The organism is Lewinella sp. W8 (assembly GCF_004375085.3).
Classification (GTDB): domain Bacteria; phylum Bacteroidota; class Bacteroidia; order Chitinophagales; family Saprospiraceae; genus Neolewinella.
Genome location: NZ_SNAQ03000002.1, coordinates 474,145 through 492,536 on the forward strand (window position 1 = coordinate 474,145; position 18,392 = coordinate 492,536).

Here is an 18,392-nt window from a genome sequence, read left to right on the forward strand (position 1 = left end):
CTTATTTCCCGCCCCGGAACATTAATGGGCTGACGTAACCTCAGCACCGTGGAAATTGGTCGTAAAATCAGGGAACTATCCGCCCGCAAGATTCACCAAATCTTGCGGGAGCACCATCGCTACACCGATTTCAACCGGCTCGGCTTGTTCCGCGGTATTCTGGAATCCGAAAAGCTAACCCTTGAGCAAAAGCAAAGTCTGAAGGAGGCCGCCGTTGCGGCCTTCCCCAAATACTACGACTTTCTCATCCTGAAAGATCCCGATACCTGGGATCAACTGGAGCACCTGGGTCAGGAACGCCTGCAGCCTGAGCTACGCCGCGACTGGCAGGACATTCGGCGCCGGCAAAAAAGTATGCTCCGGGAAAAGCGGCTGCGTCACCGAAATTTCGGTGTGTACAGTAAGCACCTCTGCGGATACGATCACTGCCGCTATAACGGCAGCATGGTGAAGGCAAAACATTCCCCCCGCTACGGGTACGAAATGCATTTTGATTCCGATCATCGACGCAGCCCGCACTTCCTGGCGGAAAAAGAAGTCCGCCGGAAGCGAGCCAAACGAGCACGGCAATGGCTTACGGATTGGCGGGAGGAAGATCAGCCCTGAGTCAAACAGACGTTAATTAAAGCCTAATATCCACTCTGCGGGGTACCGTGGGCGTATATTCGTGGTGAGGCTTGTCTATTTACCGTTTTTTTGATGAGAAATTGCCCCGCTGGGGGCCTCTTCATCCCACGTTACGGATAGACTGACCAGCCCGCGCTCAGAAAACTACTTGATCTATCCGGTATGGCAAAAACCTTACCCCTGTTTCTTTTACTGGTCCTCTCCTTCACGGTGTCCGCTCAGATTACCCTGACCACCAATTATTTCCCCATGGCCGGAGATACCCTTCGGTTTAGTGTGGCGGACAGCACCAGCACGGTGGGCGTAGACCTGCTGACCGCCGGTCCGGACCGCAGCTGGGATTTTGGCACCCTCGTCCCCCGCTTCAACTTTACGGAACCGGTGGAGTCAACGGCTGGTGACACCCTATTCCCCAATGCCGACGTACGTATCCGCACCAACGTGGTCAACCTGAGCTATTACGAACTCACCGACAGCAGTTTTAACCTGGTCGGTGTGCGGGGTCGACTGGATATTTTCCCCGACTTCGAATTGGTTACCCCCGTTTCCCCACAACGCCCCGCACGGCGGGCTCCGCTTACCTACGAAAACTCCTTCATGACCCAAACGGCCAATTCCGTGGTCGTTTCTCCGGATAGCCTGCCCCAAACCATCCTCATCCTTTTGGGTGATGCCATTAGTGGCGTGGACTCCATCCGGATCACGACCATCTCCACCCGGGAAGACGAAATCGATGCTTACGGTGACCTTACCCTTAACGGCACCTCCTACGAGGTGCTGCGCGAAAAACGGGTAGAAACGATCAACACCCGCATCGCCTTTAAGACGGGCATTTTACCTTTCCTTGACGTCACCCCCATCGTTCAATCCCTCAGCGGAGAACTCGGACAGTTCCTCGGGGAGCAGGAGCCCACCCTCACCTACATCTTCTGGAGCGATAACAGCATTGACCCCATCGCCACCGTGGAGGCGGATATGGAAACGCAGACGGCCACCTCCATTTCCTACAAGCGGGCGGGCACGACCAGTTCCACTTCCGGCCCCCGCCGGGATCAGGCCTCCATCTCCGTATACCCCAACCCGGCACAGCAGCGGGCCACCTTCGAAATCGAAGGTCTTACCGGTGGAGAACACTCCCTGTACCTGATCAGCATGACCGGACAAAAGGTGGCCACCCGCCACTTCAGCCCCCTGGGAGATCAGACGCGCATCACCATTGACGTGAGCCAATTGCCGCGCGGCATCTACCTCTACAGCTTGCGCAACGACCGCGGTCGTACGCTCGCCACCAAACGCTTGTTGGTCGGGCGGTAACGCCTTAACCTTCAATCACGATACACTTAAGTTCCCTTAAATACTCCGCACGGGGTGTTGCGGCCAGGCCATTTCCCGGCCCCAGGGCCACCCGCCCACCTTCACCGTAGGACATTCCTCCTTCAATGGGGTCGATGGCCTGCATGAGGGGCGTATCGAAGTCAAAATATTTAACTCCCGGATCGGCACAAGCCAGGTGAGCCGCAGCGGTAAATCCCAGACGACTTTCCAGAAATCCTCCAAGCTGCACGGGAATTCCGTTTTCTTGGGCCAGTGCCAGCATTTTCCGCGCGCGGTAAAGCCCTCCGGACTTACTCAACTTGACGTTGATCTTATCCACCGCCTTCAACTCAATGAGTTGCTGGAGGTCCCGCTCGTCCCAGCAAGCTTCGTCGGCCATGATCGGGATGGGACTTCGGGAGCGCAAGTCCGGAAGCCGAAGAAACTGCCGGCGATGAATGGGCGCTTCACAGTGCTGAATCGGTAATCCCGCCAGATCGTTGAGGATGCCGATGGCCCGCTCGGTCGTCCAGCCCTGGTTCGCGTCCAGGCGGAGGGGAACCCCCGGGCCCACGGCCCGGGCGATGGCCCGCACCCGGGCCACGTCGGGGTCTACCGCAGCAGTCTGATCGGGAGGGCCGCCAAGTTTAATCTTGATTACCGGGAAACCCTGCGCGACAATCCAGCGGGCCTTGGCAACCATGGCCTCCAGCGGGCCCAGACTGATGGTGTAGTCCGTAAACATCTCCCGGGGACTACTGCCCCCGAGGTAAGCATACAGCGGTACGCCTTCCGCCCGTGCAGCCAAATCATGGCAGGCCAGATCGAAGGCACTTTTGGCGCAGGCGTTTCCGACAATACCACAATCCATCAGCTGGTGAACGGTGGCCATATCCCGCGGATCCGCCCCCAGCAGCTGTCGGGCCAGGAACTTGCCAACGGCCATGACGCCGTCCATGGTTTCCCCGTGAATGGTCGGAAAGGGACTCGCTTCCCCCCAGCCCACTACCCCGGTATTGGTTTCCACCCTGACCAGCACGTTCTCGGCCTGCGTCAACGGGCCAAGCGCGATCACGAAGGGTTCCCGTAGCGCAATGGGGGAAGCAAACAGGGTAATCCGGATGATCTGCACGGGAATACTTGATGGTTAGAATCGCGCACTTAAGGTAGGGCAAGTCCGGGATTATTACCTTGGCATAAATCTATCACACATCCATCCTCTATGTTTACCGGAACGGCTACCCCTTCCTTCTCCCTCAAGATTCGCGTGGCGCTCTGGTATTTCCTCGGCACCTGCGCGCTGGCGCCCTCAATGAACGTTGGCGTATTTACTGCCACCCTTCACGCCCAGCGAGCCCCCGCCAGCTACGAATACCAAACCCTCACCGACCTGTCCTACCGGCCGGAAAGTACCGACGCCTACGCCACGGAACGCTGCCGCCTGGACCTGTACTACCCCGTCGACAGCGCCGGATTCGCCACCGTCGTCTACTTTCACGGCGGAGGTTTGAGCGCGGGAAACAAGTATCTCCCCAGCCAGTGGGAGGAGGAAGGTATCGCCGTGGCCACGGTGAACTATCGCCTACATCCGCGGGTAGAAAATCCCGTGTACACCCAGGATGCGGCCGCCTCGGTCGCCTGGGTGCTGGACCACATTGAAGCCTACGGCGGGGATCCCTCCCGGGTCTACGTCAGCGGCCATTCCGCGGGCGGCTACCTGACCTCCATGATTGGTCTGGACACTACTTACCTGGCCGAGTTCGGGCACCACCCCGATAGCCTGGCGGGCCTGATTCCCTTCAGCGGGCACACCATTACCCACTTCACGCCCCGCAAAGAGCGCGGTCTGGAGTGGAACGACGTGGTGGTGGATAAATACGCCCCCATCTCCCACCTCCGCCCGGACGCGCCACCGATCCTGCTGGTGACCGGCGATCGCGAAAAGGAGCTCTTCGGGCGCTACGAAGAGACTGCCTTCTTCTGGCGGATGCTCAAGCTCAGCGGGCATCCGAACGTCATGCTGTTTGAAATGGAGGGCTTCCACCACGGCAACATGATCATTCCGGGCTTCTCCCTGGCCCTGGATTTCATCCGGGGTCGCCTGGCCCCTCCTCCCGGCGGACAGTAGGCGATGCTACTGATCCTAAGCTGTTCCGTGAATTAACCCTTTGGCCATCAAGTCATTGAATTTCCCAGTAGCGGCAAGGCATGCCTTGCCGCTACCATTTGCCCCTTTGAACTGCCGCGATTCCGCAGGAATCGCTGATGAAACCTCACGGAACAGCCTACCACTAATCCCCTATCTTTGTCTGGCCCCGTAGTCCCAAAATCACATGTTTCGTACCCTCCTATTTGCGCTGCTTTTGCTGGGGTGTCCGTCCCTTTCCGGCCAGGATCAGCAACTGGTTGACAGCCTCGAAAATGCCCTGGAAGCCCTTCCCGAGGGGGATACCCTCCGGGTGCTCACCCTCGTCGAGCTCTGGCGCGCGACCTCCAACAACGACCTTACCCAGGCGGCGGCATACGCCCGGCAGATGATTGAGGAAAGTAAAGCCATCGGCTATCCGAAGGGGGAAGCCACCGGCTATCAGCGCCTGGGCATCGTCCAGGATTTTCTGGGACTCAAGGACAGCGTCTTCCACAACTACGGCAAGGCCCTAAAGATTTATAATGAACTGGGCTGGCCGCGTTTGCAGGGCATCATGCTGTTCAACACCGCCATTCTTCACCAGGAATTCGGGGCCTACGACAGCGCCCAGTATTACCTGGCCGAGGCCGACGGGCGCTTCGAGCAGGGAGGCGAAAATTTCGTTGAACGCAGTGCCGTCAATAAACTCACCGCCAGCATTCACCGCGAGCAGGGGCGCTTTGCCGACGCCCTGTCGGCCGCCCTGGTGTCCCGGGAACTGGCCGGGCTGGGTCAGGACTCCAGTCGGATGGCCGATGCGGATCAGGAAATTGCCTTTGCCTATTACGAGCTCAACGACTACGACACGGCCGTTGAGTATTTTCTGGCCAGCCTGGAGTACTTCCGCCGGACGAACGACAACTACTACGCTGCCGTCACCCTCATCAACCTTGCCTCGGCCTACCAGTTGAAGGGCCAGCCGGAGGCTGGGCTGGCCTACGGGGAGGAAGCCCTGCAGATGGTGCTGGACGGTAAGTTCGTTGATCTGGAATCCGACGTTCGCCGGACCACGGGGAATATCTACCGGGAGACGGGCGACCTGTCCGCCGCCAACCGCGAACTCTCGCTGGCCGAAGCGCTGAGCCGGGAGCTGGGGCACAACCGCGTGCTCTCCGAACTGCTCGCCTACCGCTCCGACGTGCTGCTCCAGCAGGGCAAGATCACGGCCGCCGAACGGCTGGCCCGGGAATCCGTCCAGCTGAGCACCGAGCAGGGACAGATTGAATTTCTCATTTTTGCGCACGGCGTACTGGCCCGGGCGGCCGCCCGCCGGGGAGACTATGCCGCCGCTTACGGTCACCAACAAATCGTGCAGGAGAACCGGGACAGTATCTACCAGGCCGAGATCGCCGAAAAGATCGCCGAACTCACTTCGCTGTACGAAAAGGAAAAACAGGACCGGATTATTCAGGAACAGGAAAGCCAACTCGAGCTCCTGGAAACCCGGTCGCAGGTAGACCGGTTGCAGAAGACGGCGCTCGGTGCCGGGGTAGCCGCCCTACTCATCCTTCTGGCTGCGCTGTGGAACAACTTCCGGCAGCGATCCGCCCGACAGCAACTGGAAAAGGAACGCCTCGCCCAACGCATCACGAACCAGCAACGCCAACTGAGTACCCATGCTCTGCAGATGGCTCAGAAGAGTCAACTCCTCGATCAGCTCCGGGAGGAGCTGCACCAGATTCAGGGAGAGCGGCCGGGCGATCAGCACAAACTTGATCGGGTCCTCCGCGGGCTCAGTTCCGAATCGCGCATCGATCAGGATTGGGAACATTTCCGCAGCTACTTCCAGGGGGTACACGGTGACTTCGAGCGGCGGCTCCGGGCGGCCACGGAACAGAACCTGAGTCCGCGGGAGTTCCGGTTGGCTTCCCTCATCAAGATGCAGCTCAACAATCAGGAGATCGGCTCCATCCTGGGGGTTACTCAGGACAGCCTCTACAAGGCCAAATACCGCTTGCGGAAAAAGCTGCCGGCCGCCAGCGAAGGGGAGTTGGATGAATATTTGCGGGTTCTGTGAGCCGTCCGAAGCGGCGCTGACCAAGCTTGCCAAATTCTTAAAACCGCCGACGGAACCCGCATAAAGCCTGGCTTTGCGGGGATGTCCAGTAATTGTCCGGTAGCCATTCTTGGGCGCGGACGCGGGTGCCGTCATCTTTGGGAAAGAGCCGGGTGCCACCTTGAACACCCGGTTTGCGAATACCTCATCCCAAATTCTCGCCATCATGTCCAAGGTCCATCGTCCCCGTATTCCACGGCGACATTTCCTCCTTTTATTCTTCCTCTTCTCCGGCACAGTTCTCGTTGCCCAGCCGCTGGCCGACACCTGGTTCTACGGCCTGAAGGCCGGAGTTACCCGCCACCAGATTCAGGAGATAAACACCACCATCATTCCCGACGTCTTTCCGGCCGACTCCTATCAGGTGGAGCACCTGCCCCAGATCGGATTCGCCGGCGGGGTGGCCTTTTATCATCGCTTTTACAAAAGCCGTTTTGCGGTGCAGCCCGAAGTCCTCTTCACCAGTCGCGGGGGAGATTTTAGCTACACTGACGTGCGGGATCTGGAGTACACCATGTCCTTCAACTATCAGTACCTGAGCCTGGGTAGCCTCGTCAAGATTTACCCCGCCGGAGGGCTCAACCTGGGCCTGGGGGCCCAGGTGGCCTTCAACGTTGCCAAGGACCGGATTACCTACACCTCCAACATGCCCGAACTGGGGCCCGACCTCCAGATTAAGCAAAGCCTTCGCGAGGTCCTTACCGGCAGTAACGACATCAACCTCTTGCTGCAGGGCGGCTACGACTTCCCGTTTGGCCTGATGGTGGAGGCCCGCTACGTCCTGGGCCTGAAGGACGTCATCGAGACCCGGGCCAACGGGTTCAACTTCATCGAAAACGTTAATCGGAGCCACGGCATTCAGGTGACGCTGGGCTGGTTGATCGAATTTCCGAATTAATCATCCGTCTACTTCGTCCATCAATCATCCCGCCATGCTTCGCTTCGTACTCTTCGTCAGCCTGCTCGCCAGCACGCTGACGGCCCAACCCATGCTGCCCGCCAGTGATGCCGATCACCCGGTAACGGCCCGCACGATCTTCACGGTATTCACCCCCGAAGACCGAACCGAGCAGACCATCTGGTCGCTGCAATCTTCCGGTCGCCCGCAAACCGAACTGACGACCCACCGGCTTTGGGACCACCGGGATTCCTCCCAGATCATCCTGTCGCCCACCGCCCATACCCGCCTGAACACCTACCTCGAACGGCAAGCTGCCCGGGACTCCCTGGTCGTGCAGCCCGGAAAGGTTACCGTCGCCGAAATCCTCGATTATCCGGGGGCCCTCTCCCCCGAACAACGGCAGTTGGTGGAAAGCTACCTGGCCATCCGCCACGGCTTAACGCTCGATCAACGAATCCCCCGCCATTATCTCGCTCCGAGTGAAGACGGTACCCGAGTGGTGTGGGATGCCATTGACGGCCGGGATTATCGCTTCCGGATCGCCGGCCTGGGGGTCGATGAGGCGGCCCGACTAGATCACCGTCGGGGGACTTCCGCCTACGTTCCCGGTGAACTGGTGATGGAGTGGCCCGCCGAAGAGGACCTCAATGCCTATCTCCTTTGGGGAGATGATGATGCCCCCACGGCACGCGCCGTTATCGACGGAGACATCACGCAGTTGGGTCGTCGGTGGCGGGTACAGTCTACCGGCCAAGCTCCCCCCACGACCCTGCACCTTGATCCGCGGCAGTTTTTTGCCCGGCGGCAGGCCGGTGAACGGTGGGTTCTTCTGCGGCCGGGACTGCCCGCCCTGCCCGCCACTCCCGGTCCGGGAGGCACTTTCCGGTGGGAAGACATTCAGTGGGGCGAAGGCACTTCCTTTTTCCGGATTGGCCTGCAGTGCAGTGGCTGTACTCCGCAACCACTGGACAAGCAAGACGATTTTTTCACCTTCACGCAGGTGAGCCCTAATCCCGCCCGGGTGGGTGCTGCCGTGGACGTTCGGGTGGCCATGGCGGAATCCTCTCCGTTGTTTCTGACCCTCCTCGACGCTACGGGCAGAGTAATCCTCCAGCGCCGGTTACCGGCGAGGACCCATCACCTGAGTCAGATTCCCCTACCCGCCGCGGGAATGTACGCCCTGCAGTTGCGGACCCTTCGGGGGCACCGCACCAGCCTGAAACTATTCGCCCAATAATCCCATCCCGAAACACCTTACCATGCATCGCGCAAGACTTCTTCCATTGGCGGGGGCGCTGCTCTCCTGCCTGTTTCTCCCGACCACTCTACTGGCCCAGGAACCGGAGACCCCTCCGGTGCTTTATCAGGCCGTACCTGGTGACCAGGCACCGCCGGCCGCCAATCCCGCCGACGGGATCGCCCTGGTGGACATCCCCTCGGCCAACGCCTCGGGAAGCGCTAACCTGGAATTCCCCCTCAAATTACCTCCCGGTCGCCAGGGCATGGAGCCCCTCCTCAGCATTGGCTACAACAGTGACCACCAGCACGGATGGCTCGGTCGGGGCTGGGACCTCAGCCTACCGAGCATCGAAGTAGAAACCCGCTGGGGCGTGCCCCGCTTTGATCAGGAAAACGAATCCGAGACCTACCTTCTGGAGGGGGCCATGCTCGCTCCCGTGGCCCACCGGGGGCCATCACGCCCCCGCACCGCCGAGGCCACCTACCGGCCCCGGGTAGAAGCCGAATTCCGGCGCATCATCCGCCACGGCAATACCCCCCGCAACTACTGGTGGGAGATTCAGTACCCCGACGGCATGGTCGAATATTACGGAGGACTTCCGGAGTCGGGCCCCGTGGCTACTGCCCTCCTCACCGACCCCGCCGGCAACATCAGCAGCTGGGCCATCCTGCGGGCCGTAGACGTTCACGGCAACCGGATTGATTACCACCACCAAATCCAGGATGATCCCGGGCGCAGCGGCACCGCCGCTGGCCAACAACGCTACCCCGATTACATCACCTACACCGGTTTCGGAGAAGAAGCCGGTCCCTTCCGGGTGGAGTTTATCCGGGACCGCCAGCTCGGTGAAGCCCGTCGGCCCGACGTGCGCATCGACTACATGCCCGGCTACAAATCCGTGACCGCAGACCTCCTGCGGCGCATTGAAGTGAGCTTTCGCGGAGAAATCATCCGGGCCTACGAGCTGGAATTCACCACCGGGGCCTTCCGGCAAAGCCTGCTGGCGAACATCGCCGAATACGGTAGTGACGGCAGCGAGTTATACCGCCACGCTTTCGATTATTTTGACCTGCCGGCCAATAAGTACGGAACAGAAGAATCCTGGACGGTGGGTAACGATAACGTACGGGGAGACGTCATCAATCCCATCCCCGGTTTCACCGCCGAGATCTCCGCCCTGGGCGGCGCCAAGTCCACCAGCACCCAAATCGGCAGTGCCGTCACGGTGGGGCCCATCGGCTCCCCCGGCACCAAAGACCTGACCGTCGGAGGCACCGTGGGCAGTGGTTCCAGCGAGGCCTTCGGCATGATTGCCTTCGTGGACATCAACGGAGATTTACTGCCCGACAAAGTCTTCCGGGACGGCAACGAACTCAAGTGGCGGGAGAACCTGGCGGGAACCGGAGCCCGGGCCTTCGGCCCGGTGCGTCCCGTCAACGGCATCGGTGACTTCAGCGTCATCAAGACCAGCGAAACCAACTTCGGCTTTGAAGCCAACATCACGCCCTTTTTCGCCGGTTACGAAAATACCACTGCACGCACGACCACCAGTACCTACTTCAGTGACTTCAACGGAGACGACCTCGTGGACATCGCCCACCGCGGACGGATATACTTCAATGCCCTGGACAACAACGGCAACCCGTCCTTTACCCTCAACAGCGGCAATACCCCCAGCCCCATCGTCGCCGGGGCGGACCCCGACGGTGAGCTGGTCTCCGTTGATCCGCTGGAACAGCTGGAACTCATCAACATGACCCCGAAGCACGACGTGGTGCGCAGCTGGGAAGCCCCCTTTGCGGGGCTGGTCAACATCTCCGGCACCGTCCAGTTGCTGGACGACCCGGGACTGGCCGAATACACCCGCGAAGATGGCGTCAGCGTCACCATCCAGGCGGGGGCGACGGAACTTTACCGGCAGCGCATTGAGGCCGGGGATTTCTCTGCCTACACCCCCACCGGCGTGAACAATGTCCTGGTGTTTCCGGGGCAGAAGATCTATTTCCGAGTGCAGTCCATTTTCGACGGTGCCTTTGACCGCGTGCAGTGGGATCCGGTGATTACCTACGTCGGGGAGGACGTTACGGAGCAGGACGGCAATGACCTGCCACAGTTTACCTACCGGGCCGGTGAAGACTTCCTGCTGGCCTCCTGTCAGACGGTGGCCATGCCCTTCGACGGCACCGTGGATTTGCTGGGAACCTTCAGCAAACCCGCCATGAACGACACCCTCTACCTGGAATTATTGCGGGATGGGGTCGTGTTACTCTCCCGGAAGTTTGAGCCCGAAGCGGTATTTAATGACCTCCCGGTATCCGTAGCGGGGTTTCCGGTGCAGGAAAACGACGAAGTTCAACTCCGCCTGCGCGCCAACGGTAACGTCAACTGGCGGCTCCCCAAATGGGCGCCCCTGCTGGTGTATTCTGCGGCGGCCGACGGCAGCCCGGTAACGGCCGAGGACGGTAGCCCGCTCTACAGCTACTGCCCGGCCATCGATTACGGCATGTACACCAAAACCCTGCGGCGGTCCGCCGTCTGGGTCGCTCCGGCGAACGTGTACAACGTCTCCCTCAACGTTGCCCCGAGGAATTTTCTGCCGGACTTTTCCCAGTCCGTGTCCTTTACCGTCAAGGGGCGGGATACGCTCTACGTGCAGAAGGATACGGCTATGGTCGCGGACGCAGGTGCCGCCTTTACCCTGAGGGCGCAGTGCACCGTACCCGCCGGCGACAGCATCTGGGTGGAGGCCTACTTCTCTTCCCAAACCGGTGTCGAGGCGGGAGCCGCCAGCACCTTCACGGTAACCGACACGCTCGGAAACGTGGTGGCCGCCCCCTTCGGACTTTTCCGTCAACGGACGGTAGACGAGATGACCTTCGGCCCGCAGTTTCGGGGCTGGGGCCAGTTCGTTTACCGCGGCGCCGGAGCCGCGGCGGATGCCCCCATCAATGAGGCTCTCCTCCGCCTGCAAAACCCGGACATCGACGAAGAGGACGTTGAAGACATCGAAATTGACCCCGACAACCCCGACTTTTCGGAATTCGAAGGCCTGACCGACGACCCTACGTCGGAAAACTTCATCGTCATGGTGGCCGACCCCAAGGCGGGGAATTGGCGGGGCTACGATGATCTTACCCTGGTGGGCGCCAACTACCAGAGCAGTTCTCGTTTGGGCGAAGATGACGTGCTGCTCACGCCGGAGGTGGGTACCGGCGGCGGGGCGCCCGCTCTGTCGAGCATCGCCAAGATTGAGGCGGTCGCTGCGGGTGCCGGCTTTGGTCCGGCGAGCCTGGCCGGTTCGATCGCCGAGAATACGACGACCAATTTACTGGAAGTCATGGACCTGAACGGTGACCGCTACCCCGACCTGGTTACCCCCACCAGAGCGCAGTACACGACGGTCTACGGTGGACTGAGCGAACGGAGTTTCCGCCACGGCTACGGCAACCACGTGGCCCGGAGCCGGGCCGTCGGCGGCACGGCGGGTGGCAAGTTCGTGGACTCCAGCCCCACCAACGGCGGTGACGGCAGCGGCAAGGGCAGCCGAAAGCGCTTCCGCAAGGCCAAGGCCGTCACCAAAAACCAGGGCGCCAAGGCACAGTCGGCCAACGAATCCGCCGAAGCGGGCGGCTCCATCAGCGTACAATTTTCCCGCGACGAGGACTACGTCGAGCACAGCTGGTTCGACCTCAACGGCGACGGGCTGATCGACAAGGTGTGGCGCAACGGCGACGTGGCGCTGAACCAGGGGTATGGCTTCGGTCCCCGGGAAAATTGGGGCTTCACCGACATTCGACGGGGCGTAAGCTTTGACCTCGGCGGCGGCGGCGGCATCAACGTGAGCAACAACAGTTTCGCGGCCGGCTTCGCCATTACCCGCACGGACAACTACAGTACGGTCGCCCTTCAGGACATCAACGGCGACGGCCTCGCCGACGCCCTGACCTACGACCCGGATACCCGGACCCTGCGGGCGCGCCTCAATACGGGGACCGGCTTTGCCGGGGCGGTGGATTGGGCCCGCCTGGCGGGCCACCTGGACGAAGGGGACGCCACCTCGGAGTCCGCAAACTTCGCCTTCACGGTGTGCATTCCCATCTTCTTCATCCGCATCTGCGTCAACCCCAGTGGCTCCGCCGGCCGGGGTGTCAGTCGGGTCCTGAGCCAGTTTAACGACATCAACGGCGACGGCTTCCTGGATGAATTGCGGTCTACCCGCGACAACGAACTGAAGGTAAAGCCCTCCACGATCGGGAAGACCAATCTGCTGCGGCGGGTACGCCGCCCCCTGGGGGGTACGATGGAACTGGATTTCGCCAGTGCCGGAAATGAATACGGGATTCCCTTCCCGAAGTGGTTGCTCTCCGAAGTCCGGTTCAACGACGGGGTGGCCGGCGACGGCCCGGAGTGGCGAAAAACCACCTTCGCCTACCGTGAGCCCAGCCATCACCGCAACGAACGGGAATTCTTTGGCTTCGGGAGGACCGAAGAAATCGCCCACGATACGGAACGCGGAGATGCGGTCTACCGCAAGCAGGTCACCGAATATCACAATGATCATTTTTACCACCGGGGCCTGCCGGTCCGGCAGTACACCGAAACCGCCGACGGCGGAAAGTATCGGGAGACGGTTTTCCGCTACCTGATGCAGGACCCGGAGACGGGCGCGGAGCTTCCCCCCAATTTACTGGACAGTGATGACGGAATGGCCTTCCCCGTCCTCGTGGAGCGCACGGAAAATTACTACGAGGGGGGAACGGAGATCGTCCTGTACCAACGCACGAGTTTCCAGTACGATTCCATCGGGCAGGTAACGGTCAAGACGGATTTTGGCGACGGCACCCCCGAGGATGAATTGCGCACGGAGTACACCTACCACGGCAACCCTGACGCTTACCAACGGAACCGTCCCGCCAGCATCCGCATTTTTGCCGGCGGGGAGCTCAAGCGGCACACCGAACTGACCGTAGATGAGCGGGGCAACTTCCGGCAAATCCGGCACTACCTGGACGAGGAGACCTTCGCCGCCCATGATTTCACCTACGATCAGTACGGCAACCTGACGAGCGCACTGCGGCCACCGAACGCCAACGGTGAACGTCTGGGCTTGACCTACACCTTTGATCAAGAGGTAGGCCAGTACATCGAAGCAAGTGAAGATACCTACGGCTACCGGTCCACGGCCGCCTACGATTTCCGCTACGGGCAGAAAATTTCCGAAACGGACATCAACGGCCACCGGGTGGACTACCAGTTAGACCCCCACGGGCGGGTACGGGAAATCCGCCTGCCGAAGGATTCTACCTGGAGTTTTCGCTATACCTACGAACCGATGGCCGCGCCGGCCTACGCCGTCAGTGAGCGCTACGACCCCGCGCAGGACAGTGGCGTGCCGAGCAGCGTCTACCTCGACGGACTGGGGAGGATCGTTCAAAAGCAGCACAGCAGTCGGGTCGGGGGAAGTCTGGGCCGGGTGATCAGTGGTCGTAGGACCTACGATGCCTTCGACCGAGCGGTGAGCGAGGCCTACCCGAGCTTCCGGACTGGCGTGGCTCCCGGGTTCGTCGCGGCACCTGCGGCCACGCCCAAAAGCAACTCCACCTACGACGAAATTGACCGGGCCACCACGCTGACCATGCCCGACGGGTCCAGCAGTACGATGACCTACGGCTTTGCCGTGGCGCCGGACGGCCAACTGCGCTTTCAGGAAAAGATGACCGATGCGCTCGGCTTTGCGGAAATCACCCTGACGGACGAACGCGGGCAGCACGAGGCCTACCTCCGCGAGGCCGACACCACGGAAATCGTCACCACCTTCCGCTACAATCCCCTGGGCGAACGGCTGGCAGTGATTGACGACGGTGGCTTTGCGACCACCTTCACCTACGACATGCTGGGGCGGAAAACATCCGAGACGCCCGCCGATGGCGGCCGCATTGACTACCAGTTTGACCTGGCGGACAACCTCACGGCCAAGCAGACCCCCAACCTGCGGCAACTGCTCAACGAGGAGGGGTACATCCGCTACCGCTACGACCACGAACGGCTGCGGGAAATCATCTACCCCGTCAACTTCCAAAACAAGGTGGAGATCCTCTACGGTGGCCCGGACGCCCGCTTCAACCGGGCCGGAAGAATCGTGCTGCGGCAGGACGCCAGCGGCGGGGAAGAATTCTTTTACGACGCCCACGGCGAAACGAATAAGACCATCCGGACGCTGCTGATCAATGAATCCACCGTGCGCACCTTCGTGAGCGAAGCCACCTACGACAGCTGGGGACGGGAAACCCGGCTCGGCTACCCCGACGGTGAATGGCTCACCTACGCCTACGACGAAGCGGGGATGCTGCGGAGTCTTTCCGGGGAAAAGGATGGCAACACCTATCCGTACGTGGAAGACATTACCTACGATGAATTCGGACGGCGGACGGCCGTGACACTCGGCAATGGTGTGGAGGAAACCACTGCCTTTGAGCCGCGGACCCGCCGGCCGGAGCGGCTGGCCGTGGTCGGTACCGACCGTAGCTTGCAGGATCTGCGCCTGGCCTACGACCCCGTGGGTAATCTGCTGTCCGTCCGGGACGATACCGCTCCGGATACGGACGGCCTGGGGGGCGCCCAGCAGCAGCAGTTCTTCTACGACCCGCTGCACCGCCTGACGGAGGCCACCGGCGACTACACCTTCGGTGACGAGACCTCCCAGTACAGCTACTTCGGGGGCTACGATGACCTCTACAACCAAACCGAGCGGGAACTGACGCTGGTTAAAAACGGCGGGGCGGACTCCCTGGGCAGCTACCGGCAGGTGCTGAAACCCAGCCCGGAACACCCCCACCGGGTCGACGAGCTGGGCGGCCGCCGGTACACCTACGACGCCAACGGCAACCTGCTCGGGTATGCGGGAGCGGCCGGCAGCTACCGCTACCAGCAGGCCCGCTGGGATGAAGAAAACCGGATGACGGAATTCAGCGACAACGGGACCATCAGCCGGTACACCTACGCCGCCGACGGCACGCGGGTGATCCGCAGTCAGGGAAGGCTGAAGGGCGTCTTTACCGATGGTGCCCCTACCGGGTTCCTGAGCCACGGCAGCGATTACGTAGCCTACGTGTCGCCCTTCTTCACCGCCCGGGAGGGCGCCTTCACGAAGCACATTTTCCTGGGCAACCGGCGAATCCTCAGCAAGGAGGGCACCGGGGAATTCAACAACACTTACCGCTGGAGTGAGGGCCTGACCGCCGGCGACCTGAACTACACCGCCCGGATGAACGACCTGACCCGGACCGTCTGGAATTACTACCTCACCCTGGGGCTGCCGCCGGGGCCGCCCACCCTGCCCGGTTACTACGGGCAGCCCGAACAGACCGGCAACTCCCTACCCACCAGTGAAGGGGGCATCTTCGGCTCTCCGCCCGCGACCGACCGGCCCGGACCCGGCGGCCCGCCCGACCCGAGCGGCCCTCCGGGGCCGCCCACCTGGTTCGTGAGCGGACCCGAGCGCGACAGCATCGGGGCCGGATTCGGCTACGAGGGCTTCGGGGTGTTCCCGGAAGTCATTCAGACCTATTACCACACCGACCAGTTGGGGAACGTGACCTGGACGACGGACAATGCAGGGCGGGCCATCGGCTACCGGAGCTACCTCCCCAACGGCGACCTACTGCGGGCGCGCAACCGCAAGGCGCCGCCCCTGGAATACGCCTTCAACGGCAAAGAGCGGGATGCCGCCAGTGGGCTGGACTACTTTGGTGCTCGATACCTCGACGCCGGAGCAAGCCTCTGGCTGAGTCCGGACCCACTGGACGGGGCATTCCCCGGGCATAACCCCTACGCCTTCGCCCTCCACAATCCGCTCCGGTTTGCGGACCCCGACGGGCGGGAAGCCTGGGACTACTTCAGCAGTGAACTGGAAGCCGCCAAGGATTTCGCCCGCATCTACAACGAGCGTTCCATCTTCCACAACTACGAATTCGGCACCAACATCTACCGGACCACCCTCAACGGTAAACGGGTGTACTACTACGACAGTCCCGTCACGGACCTGGACGACAGTGGAGTTTCCCTGCCGCCGATCCTTCCCTTCGGGGAGGTGGTGGCCGATATCCATACCCACAGTCGGATGGAAGTCAAGGCCCAGGGCTACCTCCAACACTCCGACACCGACCTGGACGGCAACGACGACAACGGTCGGCCCGGCTACGTGGCCAATCCGCGGGGAGAACTGCGGCGCTACAATCCCCGGACGGGAAAGACCAAAATCGTGGCTACCGGCCTACCGCACGACGAGCTTTTCTACGGACCGGTGGTCACGCCGGGCTACAAAAAGCAGTGGCGCAAGATGAACTACGCCCAGGTGGCGGGGCAGATGTCGACGGAGCATACCGGTCGGCAGGGCAAGCGCAACGCCCGTCGGTACAGCGGGAAGCCGCTGGCGAAGGGGTACAGCTCCCGGAAGCGGTGGGGCTGGCACGCGGCGCTGCAGCGGAAGCCTTCGCGGGAAGCGCGGAGGGAATGACGGAAGGATTGAAGGGACTTTGGGCATTTCTAAGGTTCAAGGCCCTTTCAATCCGGAAATCTGCGTTTGAGGTTACCGCCCTAAAACCGTCGTTCGACTTTGACCCGTAGCCAGCAATTGACACCAAAGTTGATTTCTAGCTCGTCGTTCTCGACAAAATTGAGTCTATCCTCCGTCCAAGGAGCAATAGGATACGTTTGGACCCTATCGTCAACACGAAATGGATCTTCTGGGTCATAGTCATATATGTGGATTGTGAATGAATTCACACTTCGACCAATCACAATCTCCTCCAAAAGTCTAAGTTCGTCGAACCCTACTTTAAAATCCTGAATAGTGTCGGATAGATTCTTGAAGGGAGAAACATCACTGCTAAACCTTAAATAGAGATCAGCACCTGAATTATCGTTATCCCAAGGTTCTCGATTACTGAGATTGATCTCCGACAACATTTCTACTTCTATTTCTTTAATCGCAATTGAGGTTACGTTGGGTCGTTCTCTCATGTCTTCCTTTTCGCAAGCGAGGAAGAATTGAAAGGCTAGGAATAAGAGTAATGGTGTTTTTATTATGGTTTTCATATCAATCTTTTGGGGCCTTATTTGTTTTTCCCAAGTTATTAAGTGGCAATTTATTGGGTTTTCGTTTCAAACCACCTCCCCAGTCGTTCCATCGCCACTTCCAGGTAGGGCTGGGAAATCTCAGAGTACACCATCCGGAACCAGCCGCGCCGGGGCGCGGCCATCCCATCCGGGGCGGTGAGGAGCAGACCGGTGTCCGCGAAGATTTCCCGCCAGAGGGCCTGCTCGGCTGCGTCGGTATCGTCCGGGAGGAAGCGGGAGCAGTCAAACCAGACGAAGAGGCTGCCGGCGGCGGGGGCGTAGTTGATGGTTTAAAAATAGCAATTCATTCGATCCGAAGTCACAGTCTATTTTGGTGAGGAGCTCCATTTTACCTTACCCACCCCCCAATACCAACACCTATACCCGCCGTTCCTTTTCCCCCCAGGCCACCTGGTGTTCAGCTACGGGAGAATTCTTGTATGCTTTACGGTCCTTGATCAGAAAGCTTTTTTGGCGTTTGATTTTTTAGGCCTAAAAACCCTACCTTAAGGCTGAAAACACCCATCAACTGATCACCTCATCAACCCTATCACAGCTATTAAACCCTCAAAGAAAGTTGGCTTCGTGCAACGATCAGGTGGATTTCGCCATCCACGCTGCGCGTGGCGGTGGATGGCTGGCTTGATGTTCTGTGAAATCCGATCCGATGAACAGACATCCACTATATACCAATAAATATCGATTGCTAAAATATATGGTTATAGGTTTGATGTTGGATCGACAAGTAAAAAAAGACCATCGTAAATCAATAAAATATATAACTCATTTAAATGGCAATGAAAATTTCTCATTGATCAACTTAGAGCTTGTTTGGGAATTAAATTCTGCGAAATCAATTTAGGCACTGCATAGTCATATTGATATTGGCTAATTTCAGGTGTGCGGCCGAACTTTCTACGGTGTGCTCGTAGTCAATGACGTTTCTGCG

Annotated in this window: 9 protein-coding genes; 7 read left to right on the plus strand and 2 right to left on the minus strand. The window is 60.1% G+C overall.

Annotation, left to right across the window (positions count from 1 at the left end; genetic code table 11):
• Positions 1 to 48 precede the first annotated feature (48 nt).
• Both E1J53_RS04385 and E1J53_RS04390 read left to right on the plus strand, forming a co-directional pair.
• Positions 49 to 606 carry a hypothetical protein gene (locus E1J53_RS04385; RefSeq protein WP_134271316.1) on the plus strand — a complete coding sequence of 186 codons (558 nt, stop codon included), beginning with the start codon at positions 49 to 51 and terminating at the stop codon, positions 604 to 606.
• A 183-nt stretch (positions 607 to 789) separates the two neighbouring features.
• Positions 790 to 1,941: a T9SS type A sorting domain-containing protein gene (locus tag E1J53_RS04390; protein ID WP_134271315.1), complete on the plus strand. Its 1,152-nt coding sequence runs from the start codon at positions 790 to 792 to the stop codon at positions 1,939 to 1,941.
• 4 nt (positions 1,942 to 1,945) lie between these two features.
• Here E1J53_RS04390 and E1J53_RS04395 read toward each other — a convergent pair whose 3' ends face one another.
• Positions 1,946 to 3,073 carry a dipeptide epimerase gene (locus E1J53_RS04395; RefSeq protein ID WP_134271314.1) on the minus strand — a complete coding sequence of 376 codons (1,128 nt, stop codon included), beginning with the start codon at positions 3,071 to 3,073 and terminating at the stop codon, positions 1,946 to 1,948.
• 90 nt (positions 3,074 to 3,163) lie between these two features.
• Here E1J53_RS04395 and E1J53_RS04400 point away from each other — a divergent pair, with 90 nt between their 5' ends.
• The 5 genes from E1J53_RS04400 (at position 3,164) to E1J53_RS04420 (ending at position 16,841) form a co-directional block, all read left to right on the plus strand.
• Positions 3,164 to 4,069, plus strand: a complete 906-nt coding sequence (locus E1J53_RS04400) for an alpha/beta hydrolase (protein ID WP_216649998.1) — start codon at positions 3,164 to 3,166, stop codon at positions 4,067 to 4,069.
• A 205-nt stretch (positions 4,070 to 4,274) separates the two neighbouring features.
• Positions 4,275 to 6,146, plus strand: coding sequence for a tetratricopeptide repeat protein (locus E1J53_RS04405; protein ID WP_134271313.1), 1,872 nt, complete (start codon positions 4,275 to 4,277; stop codon positions 6,144 to 6,146).
• 205 nt (positions 6,147 to 6,351) lie between these two features.
• On the plus strand, positions 6,352 to 7,083 hold the full coding sequence (locus E1J53_RS04410; RefSeq protein ID WP_134271312.1) for a porin family protein: 732 nt from the start codon (positions 6,352 to 6,354) through the stop codon (positions 7,081 to 7,083).
• 34 nt (positions 7,084 to 7,117) lie between these two features.
• The gene (locus E1J53_RS04415) at positions 7,118 to 8,323 is read left to right on the plus strand and encodes a hypothetical protein (RefSeq protein WP_134271311.1); all 1,206 of its coding nucleotides are present in this window, start codon (positions 7,118 to 7,120) and stop codon (positions 8,321 to 8,323) included.
• Positions 8,324 to 8,345: 22 nt separating this feature from the next.
• Complete coding sequence (locus tag E1J53_RS04420; RefSeq protein ID WP_134271310.1) at positions 8,346 to 16,841, plus strand: SpvB/TcaC N-terminal domain-containing protein; 8,496 nt, start codon at positions 8,346 to 8,348, stop codon at positions 16,839 to 16,841.
• 80 nt (positions 16,842 to 16,921) lie between these two features.
• On the opposite strand, the gene E1J53_RS04425 is transcribed toward E1J53_RS04420, so the two are convergent.
• A complete protein-coding gene (locus E1J53_RS04425; RefSeq protein WP_134271309.1) occupies positions 16,922 to 17,422 on the minus strand; it encodes a hypothetical protein in 501 nt (166 codons plus the stop codon).
• Between the last annotated feature and the right edge of the window lie 970 nt (positions 17,423 to 18,392).